A 19,407-nucleotide genomic window follows, 5' to 3' on the forward strand; every position below is an offset into this window, starting at 1 on the left:
GGTGGGCGCTGCGTCATTACTGATGCGCCAGCGGAGCCTGCCCGGAAAGATGCAGCAGAGCCGACTGCAGCGAGACGTCAAACATCTGACCGTGCGTCATACCAGGGTAGCGCCAGAAAGCCACCGTCAGGCCTTTGTCGGCCAGCTGCTGCTGAGTGTGTCGCAACAGACTCAGGGAAGCCACGTGGCCGGTGGGTTCCCGGGCAGCTTTGCCATCACCTTCCAGCAGATACAGCGATTTCCCGGAGAAGGCGGTGGCGCTTAAGGCTTCGCTGCCCTTCAGAGGAGATTCCTGCGCCTGGCCCAGTGACGGGCTGGCCGAATAATAGAGATGAAACAGCGAGGTCTTCCGCCACGCGTCGAGCACAAACAGCCCGCCGTAGGAGTGGCCCCAGATCGCGCGCTGGTGGGGATCTATTTTCAGGTGAGCTTCCGTTTGCGGCACCATTGTTTCGGTCAGCAACTGACGAAACAGGTCATTACCTCCGGTTTTTCGCGGCGGCAGCGCGGGTTTCCCGACTTGCGGTTTGAAGGCCTTTAGCGGAGGAGTGTAATCCCAGGCCCGGGCGGCGGTATCGAAGGGCAGCGTTGTCTGGTAACCGATAGCGACGATCACCGGCGGGGAGCCGGCGGAGAGCTGCTGCAGAAGGGCGTCGTTAAGCTTATCCATCACCGCGTTACCATCCAGCATATACAGCACAGGATAGCCGGCGGCGGGCGGGGCTTTGTCCGGCACGGCAGTCCACACCCGGTAGTGGCGTTCGCCATCGGCGGAGTCATACTGACGTTGCGTAAAATGATAGTACGCTGACCCTTTATCGGCGATGTTTGGCCCCAGCGGCTGAAGATCCGGTCGGGCGGTGCTACCGCTACTGTAGAAGAGCACGCCAACCGCCAGCGTCAGCAGCCCGCGCGCCCGGATGCTCCTTGAATTCCGCTTCACCTTGTCTAACCCCCTGTATTCTTTGAGCTGTCATTTTGTTGGGCTGACACGGTAACACAGCTTGTTTGATAATGGTTCTCATTTCTTTTGTGCGCTTTGGATCTGCGTGGGATACCGGACGGGGCTGGTGGGGGGGCGAAGCGAAAACGCAGGATACATGGCCGCCTGTCGGCGGCCATCAGGACACGGTCAGGGATCGCCGTTGATGCTACGCAACAGCCTTTTTACCAGCGGGATGAGCGCAATAAGCACCAGCGCAATAACCACGATCAGTAACAGCGTCAGCCCTTTATGATGACTGATAAGCACCCACAGCATCGCCAGCGTCATGAGATGATCCTTGCATTAACAGCGTTAACCACCGCCAAGGTGAATGAAATTTAACAGAATGGTGATGACCACCCAGGCCAGCAGCATAAAGCGTCGTTTATCGCGTCGAGCTTCCAGCGCAGCGAAATAATTAGCGCTGTACCAGGTTGATATAATAATAGCCAGCGTGATGATGACCTGCCAGACCACTTCGCTAAAGCCCGTCACGATGCTTATCGCGCGAAAGCAAAGCACAATCGCGATGCCGTTAAGCGCGTTACACATCAACCATCCCCACAGGCTTGAGGGACGGCTAAAGAAATATCCAAGTCGTAAAACCAATGTCGTATACACCTTGCCAAAATAATCGCGCTGTAAAATGCAGTTTAATGCCCGACGAGGTATTGATATAAATCAAAATTTATGAAATAGCGCAGTAATCACTGGCATGCAGCGATCGCAGCATGGCAATGGAAAGGCGTAGAGAATGGTGGGTAAAAAAAACGAAATCACTTGTTTTTATAGGTGTTTTTTAAAATTTATTGTGGCAGTGAAATATTCTCCATGGCCCATTTAACAATATGACGGTAATTTCCATTGTTATTATTTTATGTGGCTCTATCACCAGCTAAATTAAAACCTATTCACTATTCACCGCTGGCCGCTTGCGGGAGTGGTCTGAAACAGCCGGAGCCAAGGCTCCGGCTGGCGTCATACCTAATGAGGCAAGGCATTATGTTGCAGAATTTTCAGGAAGTCCTTTTTGTCTGAAATTAATGACAGCGCGTTAGCGATCAGTTCATCGCTAAATATCGAGGCAATTTCTTTGAGCACATCAATATGCTCTTTTTCTTTCGCGATGACGCCGATGGCAATAAACATCACGTTGCTGCGATCCCAGATAACGCCATCAGGGAACTGAAAGATCTCAATGCCGGTTTTGAGAATGATATCCGTCGCGGATTTCGGCAAATGTGGCAAGGTGATGCCATTCCCCAAAAAAGTGGAAACCTGATGTTCACGCTCCAGCAGAAAGTGAACGCACTCCTGATTCACATATCCTTTGGCTTTACACTCCGCGCCAATCATAGCGATCACTTCCGCTTTATTACTGGCCTTGCAGCCGATATGCAGATTATCCAGCGTGATGTTATCGATCATAGCCAATCTCCCTGGTGAGACGCGTAGATTTTTTACCCTCATGATTCGCTGACAGCTCTTCTTCTAACTGCTCGAGCGATTTATTGGAGGTCTCCGGTAGGGCGAAGACCACGAACAGAATCGCTAAGTAGTTGATGGCTGCGAAGATGAAGAAGACCGGCCCAAGGCCCAGTTTCGCCTGCAGCAGCGGGAACAGGTAGCTGACCACCGCGTTCATGATCCACATGAAAAATACCGAGATCCCCATCGACAGCCCGCGGAATTTCAACGGGAACAGCTCAGCTAATACCACCCAGGTAATAAAGCCCATGGAACCCTGCATCACACCGACGAACAGCGCGCCCAGCAGCCAGATGGCGGTGGCTTTCAGATCGCCCACCAGGGTGTAATCGACAGCGGCGATAATCAGGTGCAGCGTGGCCATAATGGCAAAGCCGTAGATAATGATCGTCTTACGTTTGAAACGGTCGACAAGGAACAGCACGCCAATCAGCATACCGCCGACGGAGAAGACACCGTTCAGCACGTTACAGATCAGCGAGGTACGCTCTGAGAAGCCGGCAGCATTCAGAATTTCCGTGCCGTAGTACATAATGACGTTAACCCCAGTAGTTTGCTGCAACGCGGCCCAGGTAATACCGACCAGCAAAATTTTGAGGATCCATGGCGTTTTGAGGATAGTCGTGAAGGTGCCCTGAGCGCTGTACTTATTGCCGGCTTCAATTTTGATCAGGGTGGAGATGTCGTCATACTCCTTCTGCGCGCGTTCCGCCGGGCGGATCTGTTTGAGAATATGCAGCGCTTCCTCGTGGCGATTTTTGCTGATCAGCCAGCGCGGGCTTTCCGGCGCGCGCCACATGCCAACAAACAGGCAGACAGCGGGAATGGCCTGTACCAGCAGCATATAGCGCCAGACGTCCGGCAGATGGCCCCAGATGATGCCAATGATCGCGTTGATGGCAAACGCCGCCAGCTGGCCAATGACAATGGCGACTTCATTCAGGCCGGTCAGCTTACCGCGCATCTCGGTAGGCGCCACTTCCGAAATAAAAGTGGGGGCAGTGACCGACGCGCCGCCGACGGCGTAGCCCAGCAGGGCGCGGGCAATCAGCAGGGTGGTGATATCGGGAGCTGCGGCGGAAAGCAGGGCGCCGATAAGAAAAATAAAAGAGAGGAAGAGTAAATATTTGCGCCGGCCGAAGAAGTCGGCAAACTTGCCGCCAAACACGCTGCCCAGCGCGGCGCCGATCAGCAGGACGCTCATCACCAGCCCTTCGGTAGTCGGGGTCAGCGCCATGTACTGCTTCAGTGAGGAAAAAGCGCCGTTGATAACGCCGGTGTCGTAACCGAAAAGCAGGCCGCCGAAGGTGGCCACTAAGGTGATCTGATGAAGTCGTTTTCTCTGTTGCTGGTTCAGGTTTGTTATAAATGACATGGTAGTCCCTTTATTTTATTGAACGACACAAGATAAAAATACATCTCCCCAGTCAGGATTTATTACGCCTGTGTTGTCGTATCTAACTGAACTAAATGATTTTTCTTCTTTGTGTAATTGCTCAGCACATGGCAGGGTACGCTCAGCAATGGCGGTCAAAGAGGTTTACGGCTTGGTGTTGACATGGATGTAGTCGATATCCGTTCTCCTTTTCGGGTTAGCGGTCTTCAGTGCGTCGGCAGCGCCGACGTCTGCCGGTGGACAGCGCCCTGGTGTGGCACGTTGCTGTCGTTGCGGCGATTTATCGTGATAAGAATATGGCACAAAGAAATGGAATGAGCATGCTACAAGATCACATTATGAAAATTTAATTTCAAATTGGTGTTGCAGAATGGTAAATGCATGAAGCCAATCACAAAGGATGGAGGGAGCATATCCCCATGAAAACCAGGTTAAATTTACAGGCCGGTAATAATGATGTTGTTTTCAGTAGGTTAATGTAAATCAAAGAATACAACGCAGATCACATTTTTACGCCATAATATCCTGGAATAGAATTTATATTTCATTACTGTGATCAGGGTAAAACGAGGATGGCGGCCTTCTGGCAACGGTCTGGAGGGGAAGAAAGCCCGTGGGGGAGGTTATAGGATGAATGTGTGGCCGGCGGGAACGCTGGGTAAAAATGCAGAGAAGGGGGATCCTCTGCATTTTACCCATCACGAAAAAGATCAGTGCAGTGCGGGCCAGTAGCCTTCGTTGGCGACGATCAGTTCATCGAGGATGGCTTTCGCCACCGCGGCGCTGGGCACCGTTTTCGATAGCGTAATGGCCTGCCACAGTTTCTGGTAACTACCCTCAACCCAGGCGTCAACCACCAGCTTTTCGACCGCCACCTGCTGCTCCATCAACCCTTTCTGGAACGACGGGATTTTCCCCATCGCCAGCGGCTCCGGGCCATTGACGCCCACCAGGCAGGGGACTTCCACCATCGCCGTCTCATCAAAGTTGGCGATCGCCCCGTTGTTCTCAACGATCAACAGCATCCGCTCCTGGGTGTTAAAAGCGATGGCGCAGGCGAGGTCGACGATAAAGGTGGCATGGGCCCCGGCATGAAAATGCGCGCCTTCCGCCGTGCCCCGACGGGTAATCTCCCGGGCCATATCGAAGACCTCTTTTTCACGTCCGGCCATCACCTCGTTCGCCCGCGTAAAGTCTGGATCGGCGTGCGCCACCTCATAGTCAGGATAGAGGTAGTATTTCAGATAGGTGTTAGGCAGTGTCGACGGATCGAGGGCAAACACATCCTTCACCTTTTTAAAGGTTTCGATCCAGCTTGGCGCTTTATGCTGAAAATCTTCTTTTGGACTGCTGTATCCCTGTTCCGCCACGTGACGCTTCAGCGCCGGCATCAGATCGTTACCGGCTTTATCGGTGATACGGGTCCACCAGCCGAAATGGTTCAGGCCATAGTAGCGGACGTTCAGCGCCTTGCGCGACGGCAGGCCGAGGATGTCGGCAAACAGCCCCTCGATAGCCACCGGCATATCGCAGATGTTGATGATGCGCGCGTCGGGTCGCAGGCGACGGGTGGCTTCCGCGACGATGGCCGCCGGATTGGAATAGTTGAGCATCCAGGCGTTCGGAGCGTATTGCTGCATATAATCGACCAGCTCCAGCACCCCGGCAATGGAGCGCATGCCGTAGGCAATCCCACCCGGACCGCAGGTCTCCTGTCCCGGCACGCCATATTTTAACGGGATCTTTTCATCCTTTTCCCGCATTTCATACAGACCGACGCGAATATGCGCCATCACAAAATCGACGTCAGTGAAGGCCGCCTGCGGATCGGTGGTATAGCTGAACTGCACCTGCGGGAAGCGTTCTGCCACCAGAATAGCGCAGGCGTCGCCGATCGTTTTCTGACGCTGGTGATGGTTGTCGTACAGACGGATCTCCTGCAGGGGAAAGCGCGACATATTTTCCAGCAACATCATCACAATCCCAGGGGTATAAGTACTGCCGCCGCCGGCAATCGTGACCACAAAGTTATCTTTCATTTACCACCTCGTTATTCAGTAACACCCAGACTGGCGTTGACCGCCGTTCGAATTTTGTTAACCCCCAGGCCATAGATCACCTGGACATGGTTGCCTTTAATCAGCACGCTGCTCCCGCCGCTCTCTTTCAACAGCGACTGCTGGATGAGGGCGGGGTCGCGCACATCGACCCGCAGACGGGTAAAACAGTTTTCCACTACGCAGACATTCTCTTTTCCGCCCAGTCCCGCAATCACCAGCGTACCTTTATCGGCAATCTCGCTTGCCTGGCCCGTCTGCTCGGAAGGCTCCGCATCGGCAGCCGCTTCACGGCCAGGGGTGAGCATCCGCAGACGGGTAATACAGAAGGTGCCGACCAGGTACATAGTGGCGGTCTCCAGCAGGCCGAGGGCGACAAATACCGGCCAGCGCGTCACGCTGGCGCCGGCGGGCAGGTTATAGACGACAAAATCGATAAGACCGTTGGTGGCGCAGACCCGCACGTGAAGCAGCCAGGCCAGCATCTGGAACAAACCGTCCAGCAGGGAGTAGATAAGCCACAGCAGCGGGGCGGTGAAGATAAAGAGAAACTCAAAAGGTTCGGTGATCCCCACCAGAACGGAGGTCACAATTAAGGGGATCAGCGTGACTTTAAGCCGCTGCTTATTCTCCGGTTTCGCCGTACGGTAGAAGGCGAGCGCCATGCCGGCGGTGCCGAAGATCTTCACCATCCCGTAGGTTAAAAACCGGGCGGAATCACTCAGCGCCCCGATGGGATGACGGGCGATTTCGGCAAGGAAAATAGGCTTGGCGCCAATAACCGTTTGACCATCAATCAGCAGCTGTCCGCCGATGGAGGTAAAGACAAACGGCGACCAGATAAGATGATGCAACCCGGTCGGGATCAGGAACCGGTTGAGAAAACCGTACAGGAAGACCCCGATGGCGCCAAAGGATTTCATAAAGCCGGTCAGCGCCGAAATGCCCAGCTCAACCACCGGCCAGAGATAGACGGTGGCGATAGCAAACAGGCCAACCAGCGGTAGCATCACGATCAGCACCAGCTTACTGTTGCCGTAGATCGACAGCGCGCCGCGAAACTCAATGCCGACCACGCGGTTGTGGACAAAGGCGACGGCGCAGCCAAGGATAATCCCAAGGAACACGCCCATATCAATGACCTGAAAGCCAAAGATAAAGGTTTGTCCACTGCCGTACAGTTGCGCGTTGGTGGCACCGGACGCCAGGCGATGGGTCAGGGTCAGCCAGCTATTGTTCGCCGCCAGATACACCAGCCAGGTCATCGCCGCCACGAAGGCCGCTTCGGCTTTGCGGGTTTTCGCCAGGCCGCTGGCCAGCCCAAGGCAGAACAGAAACCCGAGATGGTTCATCAGCGCCCAGAGCATGCTGGAGACGAATTTCCCCAACAGGTAGAGCGCGCTGCTTTCATCCACCCACAGCCGGTTGGTGGTCATGCTGAACAGGGCGATCAACAGGCCGATAGCCGGCAGATATAGCACCGGCCCGATCATTGCCCTGGAAAAGTCCTGAAGCTTTTTCACGCCAATCATGGTTGTCCTCTCGTCTTCGCAGACCTGATGAATAGGCTTATCAGACTAGGAGCAGACCACCGGGATCCCGAGCAGGAAAAGGGCCATCTGTGATGAAAGTCATATATATTGTTGTCGGACAGATATATAAATATGGCGAGATTTATAGATGAGTTAGTGTTGAAATTTTCGCTGAAATGTAAAAATAATCTTTTATTTACATTAAATTATTCGCTTAGCTGTTTGACGAGCGCCACCTTATCGAGACATCTAAAAGTGATTTATAAAAAGATTGCCACTGAACTGAAGGCCCGCATCAACAGCGACGACTATGCCGTGGGCGATATGCTGCCCAGCGAAAAAGCGCTCGCTGCGGAGCTGCAGGTCTCGGTGATGACGCTGCGCAAAGCGCTGGCGCTACTGGAGGAGGAAAAGCTGATCGCGCGGCGGCACGGCAGCGGAACCTGCATTGTGCGTAAAAGTAACTATCACGGCGGAGAACTGGAGGGCTTTAACTACCAGATGCAGGTGGTAGGCGTCACCAACTACCGTAACAAAGTCATTGAATTCACGCTGCTTGATGCTCCTCCGGCCATCGCCCAGCAGTTAAAGATCCAGCCGGGGGAAAAAGTTTACTACGTCAGGCGGCTGCGGCTGATTGATGAGGTCCCGATCCTCGTGGAAAACAGCTATATTCCATTCGCCACCTTTCCCTGGCTCAGCGTGGGTAACCTCGAGCAGTCTAAATTCAACTATTTCAAAAAAGAGTGTCATATCACCATCATCGAGAGCCACCGCAGCTATACGCCGGTGCTGGCGACCCGCGAGCAGGCCGAGCTGCTGCAGGTGGCGCCAAACAGCCTCCTGCTGCGGGTGCAATCGGTGAGTTATGCGCAAAACCGGGCGATCGTCGATTTCTCAGAGATCTACCAGAACACCAGTAAGTACAACGTGAAGCACATTACCCGCCGCTAGCGGATTCAGGTCAGCCATCCCCTGGCGATCAGCTCCATTCCCAGCACCAGCAGGAACAGCAGAAAGCCCTGACGAAAGCGTCGCGGGCTGAGACGCGAGCGGATCCACTGTCCCAGCCACATGCCGAGTAGCGCGGGCAACAGCGCCAGCCCCGACAGCAGCAGCGAATCAGCATGCCAGCCATCGTGCAGGGAGAGGCCGGCCGCCATCGCCAGGGTGGAGAGGGTAAACGACAACCCCAGAGCCTGCACCAGTTCGTCTCGACGAAAGCCCAGCGTCTGCAGCCAGGGAACGGCCGGAATAACAAATACCCCGGTCGCCCCGGTGATAACGCCGGTCAGACCGCCCATGAGCGGCGACAGCCACTTCTCCACGCGGGCGGAAACCTGCAACGCCGGGCCACAGAGCGCATACCCGGCATAGGCTATCAACACGGTGCCAAGCGCCAGCGCTGAGCACCGAGGATTGAGGTTGATCAGCAGTGACGACCCCGCCAGCGTTCCCATAATAATCCCGGTCATCATAAGCCAGAGGCGGCGCACAATCTGCGCCAGCGCGGGGCCAGCCAGCAACTGCCAGAGATTGGTTAACAGCGAGGGAAGTACCAGCAGCGCCGCTGCGGCCTGCGGCGGCATCAGCAGACCAAGCAGGCCCATCGCCACGGTGGGTAATCCCATGCCGGTCACCCCTTTGACCAGTCCGGCGGCGATAAAGATCAGCAGTAAATAAAAGATGTGGAGATCGAACATCATGGCTCACTTTTCAGGATAGAAAGGGACATTGAAACCACTGGTGGCTAAAGCCACAATGCGGTATGTTGCCCTAAGACTACGGGAAAACCGAAGGGTGGGGAGGGTGTGATGCGGATGGATCTGGCCGATCTGCGACTGTTTATCGCCATCGTGGATAGCGGCAGTATTACCGGTGGGGCCGCCATGGCCCATCTCGCCCTGGCCTCCGCCAGCGAAAGAGTGCGCAAGCTGGAGGCAGAGGTCGGTGTTCCCCTGTTGCAGCGTCATGCTCGCGGCGTGACGCTGACTGAGGCCGGGGAGGTACTGGCGCGCCATGCACGCCCGCTTCTTGCGCAGCAGCAGCGTCTGCGCCAGGCGATGAGCGCCTTCGCCCGCGGTCAGCAGGGGACGCTGCGGCTGTTCGCCAACACCTCGGCGATGTCGGCTTTTCTGCCGGGCAAGCTCGCCGCCTGGATGGCAGCGCATCCGGCGGTGCAGATCGACACCGAAGAGCGCACCAGCGCGGATATCGTCAGCAGCATTCTGGCGGGTGTGGCGCAGGCTGGAGTGGTGTCCGATGCGGTCGACCCCGGGCCGCTGCATCTGGATCCTGTCGCCGATGATCCCCTGGTGCTGATTGTGCCGCCGACTCACCCTCTGGCCGGCGCGAATGAAGTGGCGTTTGCGGCGGTCATCAACGAGCCGCTGGTCGCCCTCTACCAGACCAGCGCACTGCAGCAGCATATTGAACAACATGCCGCCGGGCTCGGCCAGGCGCTAAACGTCCGGGTCCGAATGAGCCATTTTGAAGGGCTTTGCGAGATGGTGGCGCACGGCGCCGGCGGGGCGATCCTGCCCCGCGTCATTGCCGAACGCTACCAGCAGCGCTACCGGTTTGCCGTCATCGGGTTACAGGACCGCTGGGCGCAGCGCCGTTTGTGCCTGTGTTATCAGGATGACGCCCGGCTGACGCCAGCGATGCGCCGTTTGCTGGCGTGGCTCCGACAGCCGTGAGACCATGAGTGACAGTGTCACTTTTTATGGCGGTTATTGCTACTGACATCCGTGTCAGAGATGCGATAGTAGACGTCCGACATTTATTAACACGCGAATCAGGACAGACAAGATGAGTACATTACCAAAGGTCGCGGTGCTGGGACTCGGCGCCATGGGGCATGCTTTTGCCAGCAATCTGCTGAAGAAGGGCTTTACCGTCGCAGGCTGGAACCGTTCGCCAGCACGCGGCGAAGATTTACAGGCGCAGGGATTATCCCTGCATACCACGCCGCAGCAGGCGGTCGCTGATGCCGAGGTGATCATCAGTATGCTCGCCGACGGTCAGGCTATCCTCGAGGTACTGGCGCAAATAGCGCCTGCCTGTCAGCCGCAGGCGATCTATTGTCAGATGGGCACCATTGGCCTGCCGGAGACGCAGGAGGCTATCGCCTTGCTGCGGGCGCTTCAGCCGGCGATGACCTTCGTCGATGCCCCGGTTTCAGGGACCAAAGCCCCGGCGGAGAAGGCGCAGATCCTGGTGCTCGCCAGCGGAGATCGTGAAAAGTGTGCCGCTGCCGAACAGGTGTTTGCGGCTATCTCCCGCGGGACGCAGTGGTTTGGCGAGGCCGGCAACAGCCAGAAAATGAAGCTGGTCCTCAATGCCTGGCTGATTTCGATGATGCAGGGCATCGCGGAAAGCGCCCAGCTGGCGAAGACGCTGGGCTTTACCCCCGACCAGCTCTGGAGCGCTCTGGAAGGCGGCCCGCTGGCCGCACCGTATGTCAAAGTGAAACTGGATGCCATCGCCAGCGAGCAATTCGCGCCGCAGATGCAACTGGCGCATGCGCTGAAAGATGCCCGGCTGGCGCTATCCCTGGCCGAGCCGCACACCATGCCGGGGCTGGATAACATTGCCGAACTGTGGCAGCAGGCGGCGGACGCGGGATATGCCGGAGAGGATTTGTCAGCGGTATATCAGTGGCTGTCGACGTCGGCGAAAGCGTAGTACCGCATCCTCAGGAAAAAGTGGCCGTGGTGGCCACTTATCCAGAGAAGAGTTATTTCCCGGAGAGAGCCGGGCGAGTGTCGATCCCTTCGTCAATGCGCTTGATCATATAGGGAAAGAACGGATTGGAAGACTGACGCATCAGCGAGTCCAGACCCACAACCAGCACCGAACGCTCGCCGCGAGCAGCAAACGTGCCGAGGCTGATCCCATATTGATTCAGCGGATGGGGATAGCGCCCGTACAGCGAATCGCTTAACGGGAAAGGGAGCGCGACATGAGAAAGGGAGTATACGTCCGGCAGGTAGCGCATTCCCTGCAGCTTTTCCACTGTGGTGTCTGTTTTCCCGGCAGGTGTTGTGCGGATTTCCATATCGGTACTGGCTGAATTCGCGTTAGTGATGATCGTGGTCTGATAAGCGCGTGGCGGCGCGGGCAGCAACCGCGCCAGCGCGGTGTAAGACGTCCGGCGTAATAATGAATTAAACCTGACGGCATGATTCAAATCGAAGAGGACAATTTCACTGCCATTTTCCGGCAAACGGTTATACAGCGCCGTCACGATCGCCCGCGTACTGACCGTTGAATCCACAACGGACTGAAAGGTCAATACCGGCGGTAAGCTGTTAAGTCTGTGATTTCTCGAGTCAGTCACTATCTGCTTTTGCAGCGCTTTGGTCAGCAGGAAGGACTGCCGGGCGGCGTTCGTCGGGAACGAGTTATATTTGAACGGATTAAACTCGGGCATGATGTTTAACCATGCGGCTTTCGAGAAGGCGGGAAGAAACGCGGGCCAGCCAGCGAGGCCGGAAAAACGCGCGAAGCTGGTAATACCGATCATCGGAGAAATCAGGATCACCCGCTGGGGTTTTGCCAGTTCGGCATTATCCAGCGCGTCCAGCGAATATTTCATTGCCAGCGCGCCGCCGTTGGAAAATCCGACGATATGCAGGGGCACATCATTACCCGTCAGTCGTTTCGCTTCTCTCACCGCAAGGCGCGTGGCGGCAAGCCAGTCCTGCCAGTCCACATCGGTCAGCCCGGCGGGAACCGTCCCATGGCCCGGTAATCTGATACCGATGGCGACATACCCCTGTTGCCGGTAATTTTCAGCGATATGCCGCAGGCTGTAGGGGGTATCTGTCAGACCATGCAGCAACACCACGGCGCCTTTCGGTTTGCCATCCGGCATCATGATATATGACCGATTCCAGTTGGTTGGAAACGAGTCCGGATAGATGGGGCTGTGACTATAGTAACGATTCAGTTCGGTTTGCTGCTCAGCGTCCAGCTTATCGGTAACCTGGCGTTTTACCTCACTGAAGAGCGCATTCTCTTTGTTGATGTAATCGTTCCAGTCAGCATTGTCGATTTCATCCGCGTCCATCTCATGCGGAACCCAGGTATGCCAGAGCTGCAGCTCGGGTCCGCGCTGAATGTCATAAAGGCGTAGTCCCAGAGCGCCAACGATCAACAGCAGCAGGGACAACACGATACGTTTTAACCAGGTTACCCATTTCAACGCATAGCTTCCTTTCTTAATGACATGTTTTCTGAGTATAAATAAACATGGTCAGGGAGATTTACTTTTTTACGCAGGACGGGGCGTGAAGCGCGCTGAGCGGTTCTATGGCATTGGGTTTAGCGATGCAAGACCAGTGGACGGATCCATCAATGGCCAAGCGCTTACTGGCTGACGGTTTCAGCGGGACACCGTCGAACATTCGCCATTTATATCATCTCTTAATAAACAAAAATTCCAGCGCCGTCCGTCACTGCGCAACTCGGTGATGCTGAGCGGGTGAACGTCGATACGTGCAAATGAGTGAAGTGGGGCGCCGAGAACGTTGAGGAGCATGGCACGGATAGTGGAGGCCGACGCAATTACACCGTGTCGGCCTGGAATATCGACGTGTTTTGCCAGCCAACGGCCACAGCGCGCCAGCAACTGAGCACGTGACTCTCCGCCCGGCGGCGGATCGCCCTCCAGCCAGGCCAGGAAAGCGTCGGCGTCTTGCGTCATCACCTCACGTACTGGCCGACCGGCCCAGATGCCGTAGTCGGGTTCCGCCAGCTCCATCACCGGGGTACCCTGTAAAGAGAGCGCTGCGGCAGTTTGTCGGGCGGCGGTCTCCGGGGAGATCCAGACGCGGTGACAACGGGCGACACGGCTTTGTAACTGACGCGCCCGCTGCCATTCCCGCGCCTCCAGAGGGTCATCACAGGGGAAATGTGAACCTCGGGACGCTGCCGTTTCTCCCTGACAAATCAACGTTAGCGACGCTCTCATGATGTGTTAACCGCGGCGGAAGGCTGGGCGCTGCACACCTGTCGCCGGCGTGCGTTCGGCTAAGGCACCGAACGCCACACCGATGACGCTCCAGAGCACCAGGTGCGTGCCGAAGGAGCTGATACGGAAACGCCATAGCAGGTCCGCCGGGAAGTGTTCGGGCACTTCGTTCACTGTCGGCATCAGGGCACAAACCACGAGCATCAGCGCCACCGCGAACAGCGTTGCCCACATCATCGCATTCCCTCTACCGAGGCGCGGTATTAGCTGATGTGATAACCACGCGGCCGCGATGACGATGCCGATGGAAAGCAACATCATGACGAAGTACAGTTCGGTACGATAGCCGATGGTCTCCGGGTTACCGACCGCGGGCGGATTGGGTGGGTATTTCAGACCAGGCATCAGGCTCATGACCAGAAAGCCGACCAGCGCCAGGCCTAACGCTAACAGACGCGGGTTCGATGGTCCGAAGCGCTGATAGCTAAAGGCCCAACTCAGCGCCAGACCGCCGCCCAGCGCTGCGCCGAACAGCACCATGCCGGCCATTAGCCCGATCCCGGACTGGGTTTGACGGCTAAACACCGCTTCTTCACCGCCGTCAGCCGACGCGCTGTGTTGGTGTGAATGAGCGGCCAGACTTTCTTCAATCCCGATAGCGCGATCGACCTGCGGCTCGCCGAAATGGTGTGCAAAGGCAAATGCCACCAGTCCAGCCAGAATGCCTGCTATCATCCCTTTGAATAATAGTTTCCCAATCATGTCCGCCTCCTCAGTGGCAGGGAAAACCCAGCAGATGGCGTGCGTCGTGGAAGAATTCATGCACCTGGGTGCCGGAAAACATCGACGTCGCACCTTGTTCCGCACCGACGAAATAGATCGCTAACAGCGCCAGCAGGGTGGTGAACAGGGCCCAGGGCAACAGCGCCGCGACCGGTATCGGAGTGGCCGGGGTGTTGGTGGTAAGGGTGATATCGCTCATGATGTGACTCCGTTGTTAATTTGGCTGATGGAAGATTGTGCCGGGCTCACCGTGACCGGAACGCCGAGTGGAAGCGAGTGGTGGTTATGCGCCGGCGGACAGCTGGCATTGGCCAGGACGATCGGCTGACCATGCGGCGTGTTGATATACGCCAGTCGCCATTCCTGGGTCCGTCGGCCAATGTCATCCGGTGCGGTCAGGTGGAGGGCGGTGATCATGTTCTCCATTGCTGTCGCCCACTGGCGATAGTAGGCATCGTTCACACTTTCGCCGGGTTGCGCCGGAGCCGCCTTGATCGCTTCGCTGAACGTCCGTACCCATTCTGCCCACGGGAACAGCCCCGCCCGGTGCAGATGGACGATCAGGGAGAATGCTTTCGCCTGCCAGGGCTTATCAAAAACCGGCCCCTCCTCGTCGCGGGGTAACCCGACGGCGGCGTAATCATGCTGTGTCGCAATGCTCATGCTTCCTCCAGATAGTCGTCCCACAGATCGATGTACACGTTGTCCGGGCGCGGCGTGCCCCACAGTTCCAGCGCGGTGAAGCTGACGCTGTAGACGTGCTGAGGATGTTCGCCCAGACCGTGCGCCGCGGTGTCCGGCGTGATGAACACGCCATGATCGGTCTCAATACGGCCGATATTCCCGCGCACGTAACGCGGCAGGCGGGTGTGGGTGGTTGGGTTGATGTTTTTTGCCCGAACCCGGTCTCCGGCCTTAAAGCGGGGAGCAATATCGTGACTGACGCGCGCGGAGGCGCCGGTACTGACAACCATCGCCACGATGTCCTGCGTCAGCACAGGCGTGCCCGGAGCGCAGGGGGCAGGGGTCGAGCCACCCCAGAGTTCATCGGCGGTGATCACCCCTTTTTCCAGCAGCAGCGTTTCAAATGCGTGCAACCAGTGCTCGTAGTAGCTCGCCTCCAGGTAGTGGGCTGGATCCATGCGTTCAATGGCGTGGCGGAATTCATCCACATTGAAATGTCCGCCGACGAACAGCGAGGCGAACAGCGGAAATACCCGGCGCTCCCATTCATGATGGAAATACGGCTCATTTTCCTCGTTGAGGATCGGCCCGAGGCCGTGCATACCGCCCAGATCATGTATCCCGTTCATGGTTTTCTCCTCTTATTATGGCGCGGCGACCAGGCCGGTGCCGATCATGGAATCGCGGGTGACCAGTTCGATCAGCTGCGCTTCGCTCCAGCCGTCGGTACCCGCCGGACGTTCTGGCAGGACCAGATAGCGCAGTTCCGCGCTGCTGTCCCAGACGCGCACCTCTTTACTTTCTGGAATGTTTACCCCGAATTCGGCCAGAACGCCGCGCGGGTCGATAACGATACGCGAACGATAGGGGGCCGATTTGTACCACACCGGTGGCAGACCCAGCACCGGCCAGGGGTAGCAGGAACATAATGTACAGACGGTCACGTTGTGCACGTCCGGCGTGTTCTCCACTACCTGCATGTCTTCACCCTGCACGCCGGAGAAACCCAGCTCGGCGATGGCGGCTGTGGCGTCCGCCAGCAGCCGACGTTTATACTCCGGATCACTCCACGCTTTAGCGACCACCTGCGCGCCGTTACGGGGGCCGACCTTGTGCTCATAAGTGTCAATCAGTTCATCCAGTGCCGCCGGGTCAATCAGTCCTTTCTCCTGTAGCAGGGATTCCAGCGCCCGGACGCGTAGCTCGATGTCCGCCGGCGGTTCAGTATGGTCGTGGTCGTGTTGATGGCTCATTTTATGGTTCCCGATGGTTAAGGGTTAAAACATCCGCCAGTCGCCGGAAGCTTCAAATGCGGCGGCGGCCTGATAAAGGGTGCTTTCGGCGAAGTGGCGTCCTACCAACATCATTCCTACCGGTAAGCCGTCGACCAGCCCACAAGGGAGAGTCATTGCCGGATGGCCGGTAATATCCTGCGGCGCGGTATTGCCGATCATTTCAAATGCGCGGGAGATGTATTCGGTAATGGAGCAGTCAGGTTCCGGTAATGGCTGAGCGACAAGCGGTACAGTGGGCATCACCAGCAGGTCGAAGTCCGCCAGCGCCCGGTCATAGCCCGCACGCGCGCGACGCGCGATATTCTGCGCCTTGGCATAGTAGCGGCCATGGTAGCGTTCCAGCCCGTACTGGCCGACGAACATGCATATCTTCAGCGATGGGGAAAGCGCATCGGCGTTGTCACGCCACTGGGCGTGCTTGTCCAGCAGCGCTACGTCATATTGTCCTTTCCAGTTAAAGCCCATGCCGTTGCCATGCATCATCTGCGCGGTCAGCCCCTCGCAGCCGATAGGGGACCAGAGCGCCCCCGCCAGGCTATGCTCCGGTACCGAAATCTCGCCGACCGTCGCGCCCAATTCCTGCAGACGGGCGACGGCAGCGCGAACTTTCTCCGCGACTCGCGCATCCAGGTTCGGCAACTGAAAACCTTCGGCCATAATGCCGATCTTTAAGCCACGGACTCCCTTACCGAGCGCCTCGGTATAGGCTTCCACTTTGGGAGCATACTGACGTGGGTCCAATCCGTCCGCGCCGGCAATGACCTCAAGGACTAAGGCATTGTCTTTTACGCTGCGGGTCATCGGCCCGGTATGGTCGAAAGTGGCTTCGATCGGCATGATGCCGGTATAAGGCACCAGACCGTGGGTCGGTTTCAGGCCATAGAGGCCACACCATGCGGCGGGAATACGCGCAGAGCCCCCTTGATCGCCACCCATGGCCAAATCGACTTCCCCGGAAGCGACCAAAGCGGCGCTGCCAGAAGATGAGCCACCGGCCGAGTAGCCGTGGCGCAACGGGTTATGCACGGGCGCCGGATCGGAGGTATGGCTGCCTCCCGACAAGCAGAAGTGCTCGCAGGTGGCTTTGCCGAGAATAGTCGCGCCGGCATCCAGCAGTCGGGTGGCAACGGTGGCGTCGTAGAGGGGGACGAAACCTTCCAGCGTCGAGGCGCCGTTCATCATCGGTACGCCAGCCAGCGCGATGTTGTCCTTGAGCACCACGGTGCGGCCGGCCAGTTTACCGGTTGCTGCACCTGTCACCTCGGTCTTGTAATACCAGGCATTAAGCTGGTTTTCGTCGCCTTCAGGACGATAGCCGGCGGCGCGTGGGTAGTGCACCGCGGGGATCTCGTCGGGCAGGGCGTCAATGAGATCATAGGCGTCGAAATTGGCCTGCATCAGCGCCAGATATTCTTCGGCTTGTGCAGGCGTCAATCGTATGTTTAGCCGACTGGCGAGCGCTTGCAGCTGTTCAATGGTAGGACGTTCAATAGCCATGGAGTTCCCTTTGTATGGTGTTTGCCAATGCAACCTGCCTTCAACATAAGCCCGAAATGTCATTACTACATGGTTGTGCAGGTCAGTCATTTGGCTGAGACGGACACCCGCCTGTTGCGCGGATGTCCTTCCTCGGTTAAGACGGTTTATCTGTTTTCGGCCAGTGAATGCCGACGCTTTTCATCCCTTTGGTGACGTCCATGTCAGGGTGCGCGAGTACCACATCCCGGTATGAAGGGCTGCCGATGACGGCGGGTTTGAACTGGGTCAGGAATGCGGTAACCTCTTCACGGATATCCTGCGGAACGTTGAAGTTCTCGTAGCATTCATCAATAGCCTCGAATACGGCTTTCCAGTGCACTTCGGTCAGCCCCATTCCGCGGTGCGCGGTCACCATATCTCGTCCCCGGTAGACCGTGTTGCCGCCCCAGTGCTTGCACAGAAAATCGACAAAGTTGATATGCTCTTTCTGGAACGACGATTCGGATACGTGCGCCCAGATATGGCCGATATCGGGATGTTTCATACAGGTCTTCAACACTTCTCCTGCGAAAGCGTAAACGGCGTCATAACCACCGAGACGTTCATAAAGTGTGGGTTTTTGCTGCTGATCGGTCATGATGGATTTCTCCGTTGCGGGTGAGTAGTGAGTCTGGGGATGTCTCTGTGCCGATTCGCATCAGAACAGTTTCATCACGCGCAGGGTGGTATGTAGATCTTCCTTAAAACCGCCATCGACGTTGAGGTCGCGCTGGAGCAGACCCTGTACCTGCACCGTGGGGGTGACGAATTTCGATAATTCCAGCCTGACCTGATCGACGCGCGTCGCCTGTCCGTTCTCGATACCGTCAAGCTGCTGTTTGCCGCCCCAGTATTGGGAATAACCGGCGGCCAGGGTCCAGCTCTTATCGGCGGGCGGCGTCCAGGTCACCCAGCCCTGAAACTGATAGGTGTTGTCCTGCTTGAGTCGACCGGTGCCGATGCCCGAGGCGTCGTCGTTGACGCCATACCACATCACGTCCGTGGAAAGTTGGGTGGCGAAACCGTTACCCAGCTGCTGCACGCCGCCGAGCTGAAGGTCGAACTTCCAGCGATTTTCACCGACGTTTAGCGTGCGTCCGGCGTCGTAGGAGCCCGCGGGGAGGTACAGGTAAGGCACAATGGCAAAGGTTGTGCTGGGGTTGTTGACCAGCCAGACCGGCGCGGCAAGGATGGGATCGCCCAGGCCGCTGGCTGAATCAAGTCGAACGCCGTTTAGTGAGCCATTGTAAAGGCGTCCGTAAGGCAGCAGCACTTGCGGCGCAACCGTAAAGCCACCGACGTCCATGTAGTGAACGTAACGAAAGATGCTGACGAAGGAGTCGAGCCCGGTCTCTTGCTTAAGTTCACCGCCCCCGGTGGGGGTGAAGCTATCTCTCGTCGCGTAGGTGAAATATCCCAGAACGGCATCGGTGCCGGCGGGGGCGGGAATGAGGTCCTGCGAATTGAGATCGACCGCATGGGCCGGGCCGGTTGCCAGCCACAGTGTGCAGGCGGCCAGGCTGGTGCGAAACGTAGCGTTACTGAAAGTCATGACGTTCCCCCTCTTGTCTGATGTCGTGTTATGTCCGGAGCACGGTGTGGCCGGAAGACCTTACGCTTACTGATACTAGGGAGAAATTTGCGGCGTACTTGCTTCAGCAGGACAGTCGTTTGGCTGGAAGGGACATTCGG

General features: G+C 57.0%; 21 protein-coding genes. 3 read left to right on the plus strand and 18 right to left on the minus strand.

What is annotated here, in order from left to right:
• Positions 1–16: 16 nt before the first annotated feature.
• From HMPREF3096_RS23365 to HMPREF3096_RS23390, 7 genes are all read right to left on the minus strand, one after another.
• Entirely contained in the window at positions 17–943 is a 927-nt protein-coding gene (locus tag HMPREF3096_RS23365; RefSeq protein WP_022066172.1) for an alpha/beta hydrolase, read from the minus strand.
• A 189-nt stretch (positions 944–1,132) separates the two neighbouring features.
• Entirely contained in the window at positions 1,133–1,273 is a 141-nt protein-coding gene (locus tag HMPREF3096_RS31085) for a hypothetical protein (RefSeq protein WP_012541739.1), read from the minus strand.
• Positions 1,274–1,297: 24 nt separating this feature from the next.
• Positions 1,298–1,537, minus strand: a complete 240-nt coding sequence (locus HMPREF3096_RS23370) for a hypothetical protein (protein WP_012541738.1) — start codon at positions 1,535–1,537, stop codon at positions 1,298–1,300.
• Between the two features lie 432 nt (positions 1,538–1,969).
• Positions 1,970–2,413 carry a PTS sugar transporter subunit IIA gene (locus HMPREF3096_RS23375; RefSeq protein WP_032730351.1) on the minus strand — a complete coding sequence of 148 codons (444 nt, stop codon included), beginning with the start codon at positions 2,411–2,413 and terminating at the stop codon, positions 1,970–1,972.
• Entirely contained in the window at positions 2,403–3,848 is a 1,446-nt protein-coding gene (locus HMPREF3096_RS23380; protein ID WP_032730352.1) for a sugar porter family MFS transporter, read from the minus strand. Before HMPREF3096_RS23380 ends, HMPREF3096_RS23375 begins: the two co-directional genes overlap by 11 nt.
• Positions 3,849–4,579: 731 nt before the next feature.
• A complete protein-coding gene (locus HMPREF3096_RS23385) occupies positions 4,580–5,908 on the minus strand; it encodes a 6-phospho-alpha-glucosidase (protein ID WP_032730353.1) in 1,329 nt (442 codons plus the stop codon).
• An 11-nt stretch (positions 5,909–5,919) separates the two neighbouring features.
• Positions 5,920–7,458 (minus strand): PTS transporter subunit EIIC, encoded by a 1,539-nt coding sequence (locus tag HMPREF3096_RS23390; protein WP_032730354.1) that lies wholly within the window; start codon positions 7,456–7,458, stop codon positions 5,920–5,922.
• Positions 7,459–7,713: 255 nt separating this feature from the next.
• On the opposite strand from HMPREF3096_RS23390, the gene HMPREF3096_RS23395 reads away from it, so the two are divergent.
• Positions 7,714–8,412: a GntR family transcriptional regulator gene (locus HMPREF3096_RS23395; protein WP_012541735.1), complete on the plus strand. Its 699-nt coding sequence runs from the start codon at positions 7,714–7,716 to the stop codon at positions 8,410–8,412.
• A 5-nt stretch (positions 8,413–8,417) separates the two neighbouring features.
• On the opposite strand, the gene HMPREF3096_RS23400 is transcribed toward HMPREF3096_RS23395, so the two are convergent.
• Positions 8,418–9,161: a sulfite exporter TauE/SafE family protein gene (locus HMPREF3096_RS23400; RefSeq protein ID WP_070544654.1), complete on the minus strand. Its 744-nt coding sequence runs from the start codon at positions 9,159–9,161 to the stop codon at positions 8,418–8,420.
• Positions 9,162–9,272: 111 nt separating this feature from the next.
• Between HMPREF3096_RS23400 and HMPREF3096_RS23405 the strand changes: the two genes are divergently transcribed.
• A complete protein-coding gene (locus HMPREF3096_RS23405) occupies positions 9,273–10,157 on the plus strand; it encodes a LysR family transcriptional regulator (RefSeq protein ID WP_032730355.1) in 885 nt (294 codons plus the stop codon).
• A gap of 112 nt (positions 10,158–10,269) precedes the next feature.
• A complete protein-coding gene (locus HMPREF3096_RS23410; RefSeq protein ID WP_070544653.1) occupies positions 10,270–11,145 on the plus strand; it encodes an NAD(P)-dependent oxidoreductase in 876 nt (291 codons plus the stop codon).
• A 52-nt stretch (positions 11,146–11,197) separates the two neighbouring features.
• Here HMPREF3096_RS23410 and HMPREF3096_RS23415 read toward each other — a convergent pair whose 3' ends face one another.
• From HMPREF3096_RS23415 to HMPREF3096_RS23460, 10 genes are all read right to left on the minus strand, one after another.
• Positions 11,198–12,667 (minus strand): alpha/beta hydrolase, encoded by a 1,470-nt coding sequence (locus HMPREF3096_RS23415; RefSeq protein ID WP_012968232.1) that lies wholly within the window; start codon positions 12,665–12,667, stop codon positions 11,198–11,200.
• 180 nt (positions 12,668–12,847) lie between these two features.
• Positions 12,848–13,435, minus strand: a complete 588-nt coding sequence (locus HMPREF3096_RS23420) for a histidine phosphatase family protein (RefSeq protein WP_032730356.1) — start codon at positions 13,433–13,435, stop codon at positions 12,848–12,850.
• A gap of 6 nt (positions 13,436–13,441) precedes the next feature.
• The gene (locus HMPREF3096_RS23425) at positions 13,442–14,197 is read right to left on the minus strand and encodes a CbtA family protein (protein ID WP_032730358.1); all 756 of its coding nucleotides are present in this window, start codon (positions 14,195–14,197) and stop codon (positions 13,442–13,444) included.
• A gap of 10 nt (positions 14,198–14,207) precedes the next feature.
• Positions 14,208–14,417 carry a CbtB domain-containing protein gene (locus HMPREF3096_RS23430; RefSeq protein ID WP_008804893.1) on the minus strand — a complete coding sequence of 70 codons (210 nt, stop codon included), beginning with the start codon at positions 14,415–14,417 and terminating at the stop codon, positions 14,208–14,210.
• A complete protein-coding gene (locus HMPREF3096_RS23435) occupies positions 14,414–14,881 on the minus strand; it encodes a nitrile hydratase accessory protein (RefSeq protein ID WP_023322614.1) in 468 nt (155 codons plus the stop codon). The genes HMPREF3096_RS23430 and HMPREF3096_RS23435 overlap by 4 nt, the downstream gene beginning before the upstream one ends.
• Entirely contained in the window at positions 14,878–15,531 is a 654-nt protein-coding gene (gene nthB / locus HMPREF3096_RS23440; RefSeq protein ID WP_032730361.1) for a nitrile hydratase subunit beta, read from the minus strand. Before nthB ends, HMPREF3096_RS23435 begins: the two co-directional genes overlap by 4 nt.
• A gap of 15 nt (positions 15,532–15,546) precedes the next feature.
• A complete protein-coding gene (gene nthA / locus HMPREF3096_RS23445) occupies positions 15,547–16,155 on the minus strand; it encodes a nitrile hydratase subunit alpha (RefSeq protein ID WP_008804890.1) in 609 nt (202 codons plus the stop codon).
• 24 nt (positions 16,156–16,179) lie between these two features.
• Positions 16,180–17,694 carry an amidase gene (locus HMPREF3096_RS23450; protein WP_023297616.1) on the minus strand — a complete coding sequence of 505 codons (1,515 nt, stop codon included), beginning with the start codon at positions 17,692–17,694 and terminating at the stop codon, positions 16,180–16,182.
• 136 nt (positions 17,695–17,830) lie between these two features.
• On the minus strand, positions 17,831–18,313 hold the full coding sequence (locus tag HMPREF3096_RS23455) for a group I truncated hemoglobin (RefSeq protein ID WP_008804888.1): 483 nt from the start codon (positions 18,311–18,313) through the stop codon (positions 17,831–17,833).
• Between the two features lie 60 nt (positions 18,314–18,373).
• Positions 18,374–19,267, minus strand: coding sequence for a transporter (locus tag HMPREF3096_RS23460; protein ID WP_012541726.1), 894 nt, complete (start codon positions 19,265–19,267; stop codon positions 18,374–18,376).
• Positions 19,268–19,407 lie beyond the last annotated feature (140 nt).

The organism is Klebsiella sp. HMSC25G12, assembly GCF_001807705.1.
GTDB classification, from domain to species: domain Bacteria; phylum Pseudomonadota; class Gammaproteobacteria; order Enterobacterales; family Enterobacteriaceae; genus Klebsiella; species Klebsiella variicola.

What these genes read in the sequence shown, in the direction of transcription:
- HMPREF3096_RS31085 (WP_012541739.1), bottom strand. Translation starts at nt 1,273, where the DNA reads ATGACGCTGGCGATGCTGTGGGTGCTTATCAGTCATCATAAAGGGCTG.
- HMPREF3096_RS23370 (WP_012541738.1), bottom strand. Translation starts at nt 1,537, where the DNA reads ATGTGTAACGCGCTTAACGGCATCGCGATTGTGCTTTGCTTTCGCGCG.
- HMPREF3096_RS23375 (WP_032730351.1), bottom strand. Translation starts at nt 2,413, where the DNA reads ATGATCGATAACATCACGCTGGATAATCTGCATATCGGCTGCAAGGCC.
- HMPREF3096_RS23380 (WP_032730352.1), bottom strand. Translation starts at nt 3,848, where the DNA reads ATGTCATTTATAACAAACCTGAACCAGCAACAGAGAAAACGACTTCAT.
- HMPREF3096_RS23385 (WP_032730353.1), bottom strand. Translation starts at nt 5,908, where the DNA reads ATGAAAGATAACTTTGTGGTCACGATTGCCGGCGGCGGCAGTACTTAT.
- HMPREF3096_RS23390 (WP_032730354.1), bottom strand. Translation starts at nt 7,458, where the DNA reads ATGATTGGCGTGAAAAAGCTTCAGGACTTTTCCAGGGCAATGATCGGG.
- HMPREF3096_RS23400 (WP_070544654.1), bottom strand. Translation starts at nt 9,161, where the DNA reads ATGTTCGATCTCCACATCTTTTATTTACTGCTGATCTTTATCGCCGCC.
- HMPREF3096_RS23405 (WP_032730355.1), top strand. Translation starts at nt 9,273, where the DNA reads ATGCGGATGGATCTGGCCGATCTGCGACTGTTTATCGCCATCGTGGAT.
- HMPREF3096_RS23410 (WP_070544653.1), top strand. Translation starts at nt 10,270, where the DNA reads ATGAGTACATTACCAAAGGTCGCGGTGCTGGGACTCGGCGCCATGGGG.
- HMPREF3096_RS23420 (WP_032730356.1), bottom strand. Translation starts at nt 13,435, where the DNA reads ATGAGAGCGTCGCTAACGTTGATTTGTCAGGGAGAAACGGCAGCGTCC.
- HMPREF3096_RS23425 (WP_032730358.1), bottom strand. Translation starts at nt 14,197, where the DNA reads ATGATTGGGAAACTATTATTCAAAGGGATGATAGCAGGCATTCTGGCT.
- HMPREF3096_RS23430 (WP_008804893.1), bottom strand. Translation starts at nt 14,417, where the DNA reads ATGAGCGATATCACCCTTACCACCAACACCCCGGCCACTCCGATACCG.
- HMPREF3096_RS23435 (WP_023322614.1), bottom strand. Translation starts at nt 14,881, where the DNA reads ATGAGCATTGCGACACAGCATGATTACGCCGCCGTCGGGTTACCCCGC.
- nthB (WP_032730361.1), bottom strand. Translation starts at nt 15,531, where the DNA reads ATGAACGGGATACATGATCTGGGCGGTATGCACGGCCTCGGGCCGATC.
- nthA (WP_008804890.1), bottom strand. Translation starts at nt 16,155, where the DNA reads ATGAGCCATCAACACGACCACGACCATACTGAACCGCCGGCGGACATC.
- HMPREF3096_RS23450 (WP_023297616.1), bottom strand. Translation starts at nt 17,694, where the DNA reads ATGGCTATTGAACGTCCTACCATTGAACAGCTGCAAGCGCTCGCCAGT.
- HMPREF3096_RS23455 (WP_008804888.1), bottom strand. Translation starts at nt 18,313, where the DNA reads ATGACCGATCAGCAGCAAAAACCCACACTTTATGAACGTCTCGGTGGT.
- HMPREF3096_RS23460 (WP_012541726.1), bottom strand. Translation starts at nt 19,267, where the DNA reads ATGACTTTCAGTAACGCTACGTTTCGCACCAGCCTGGCCGCCTGCACA.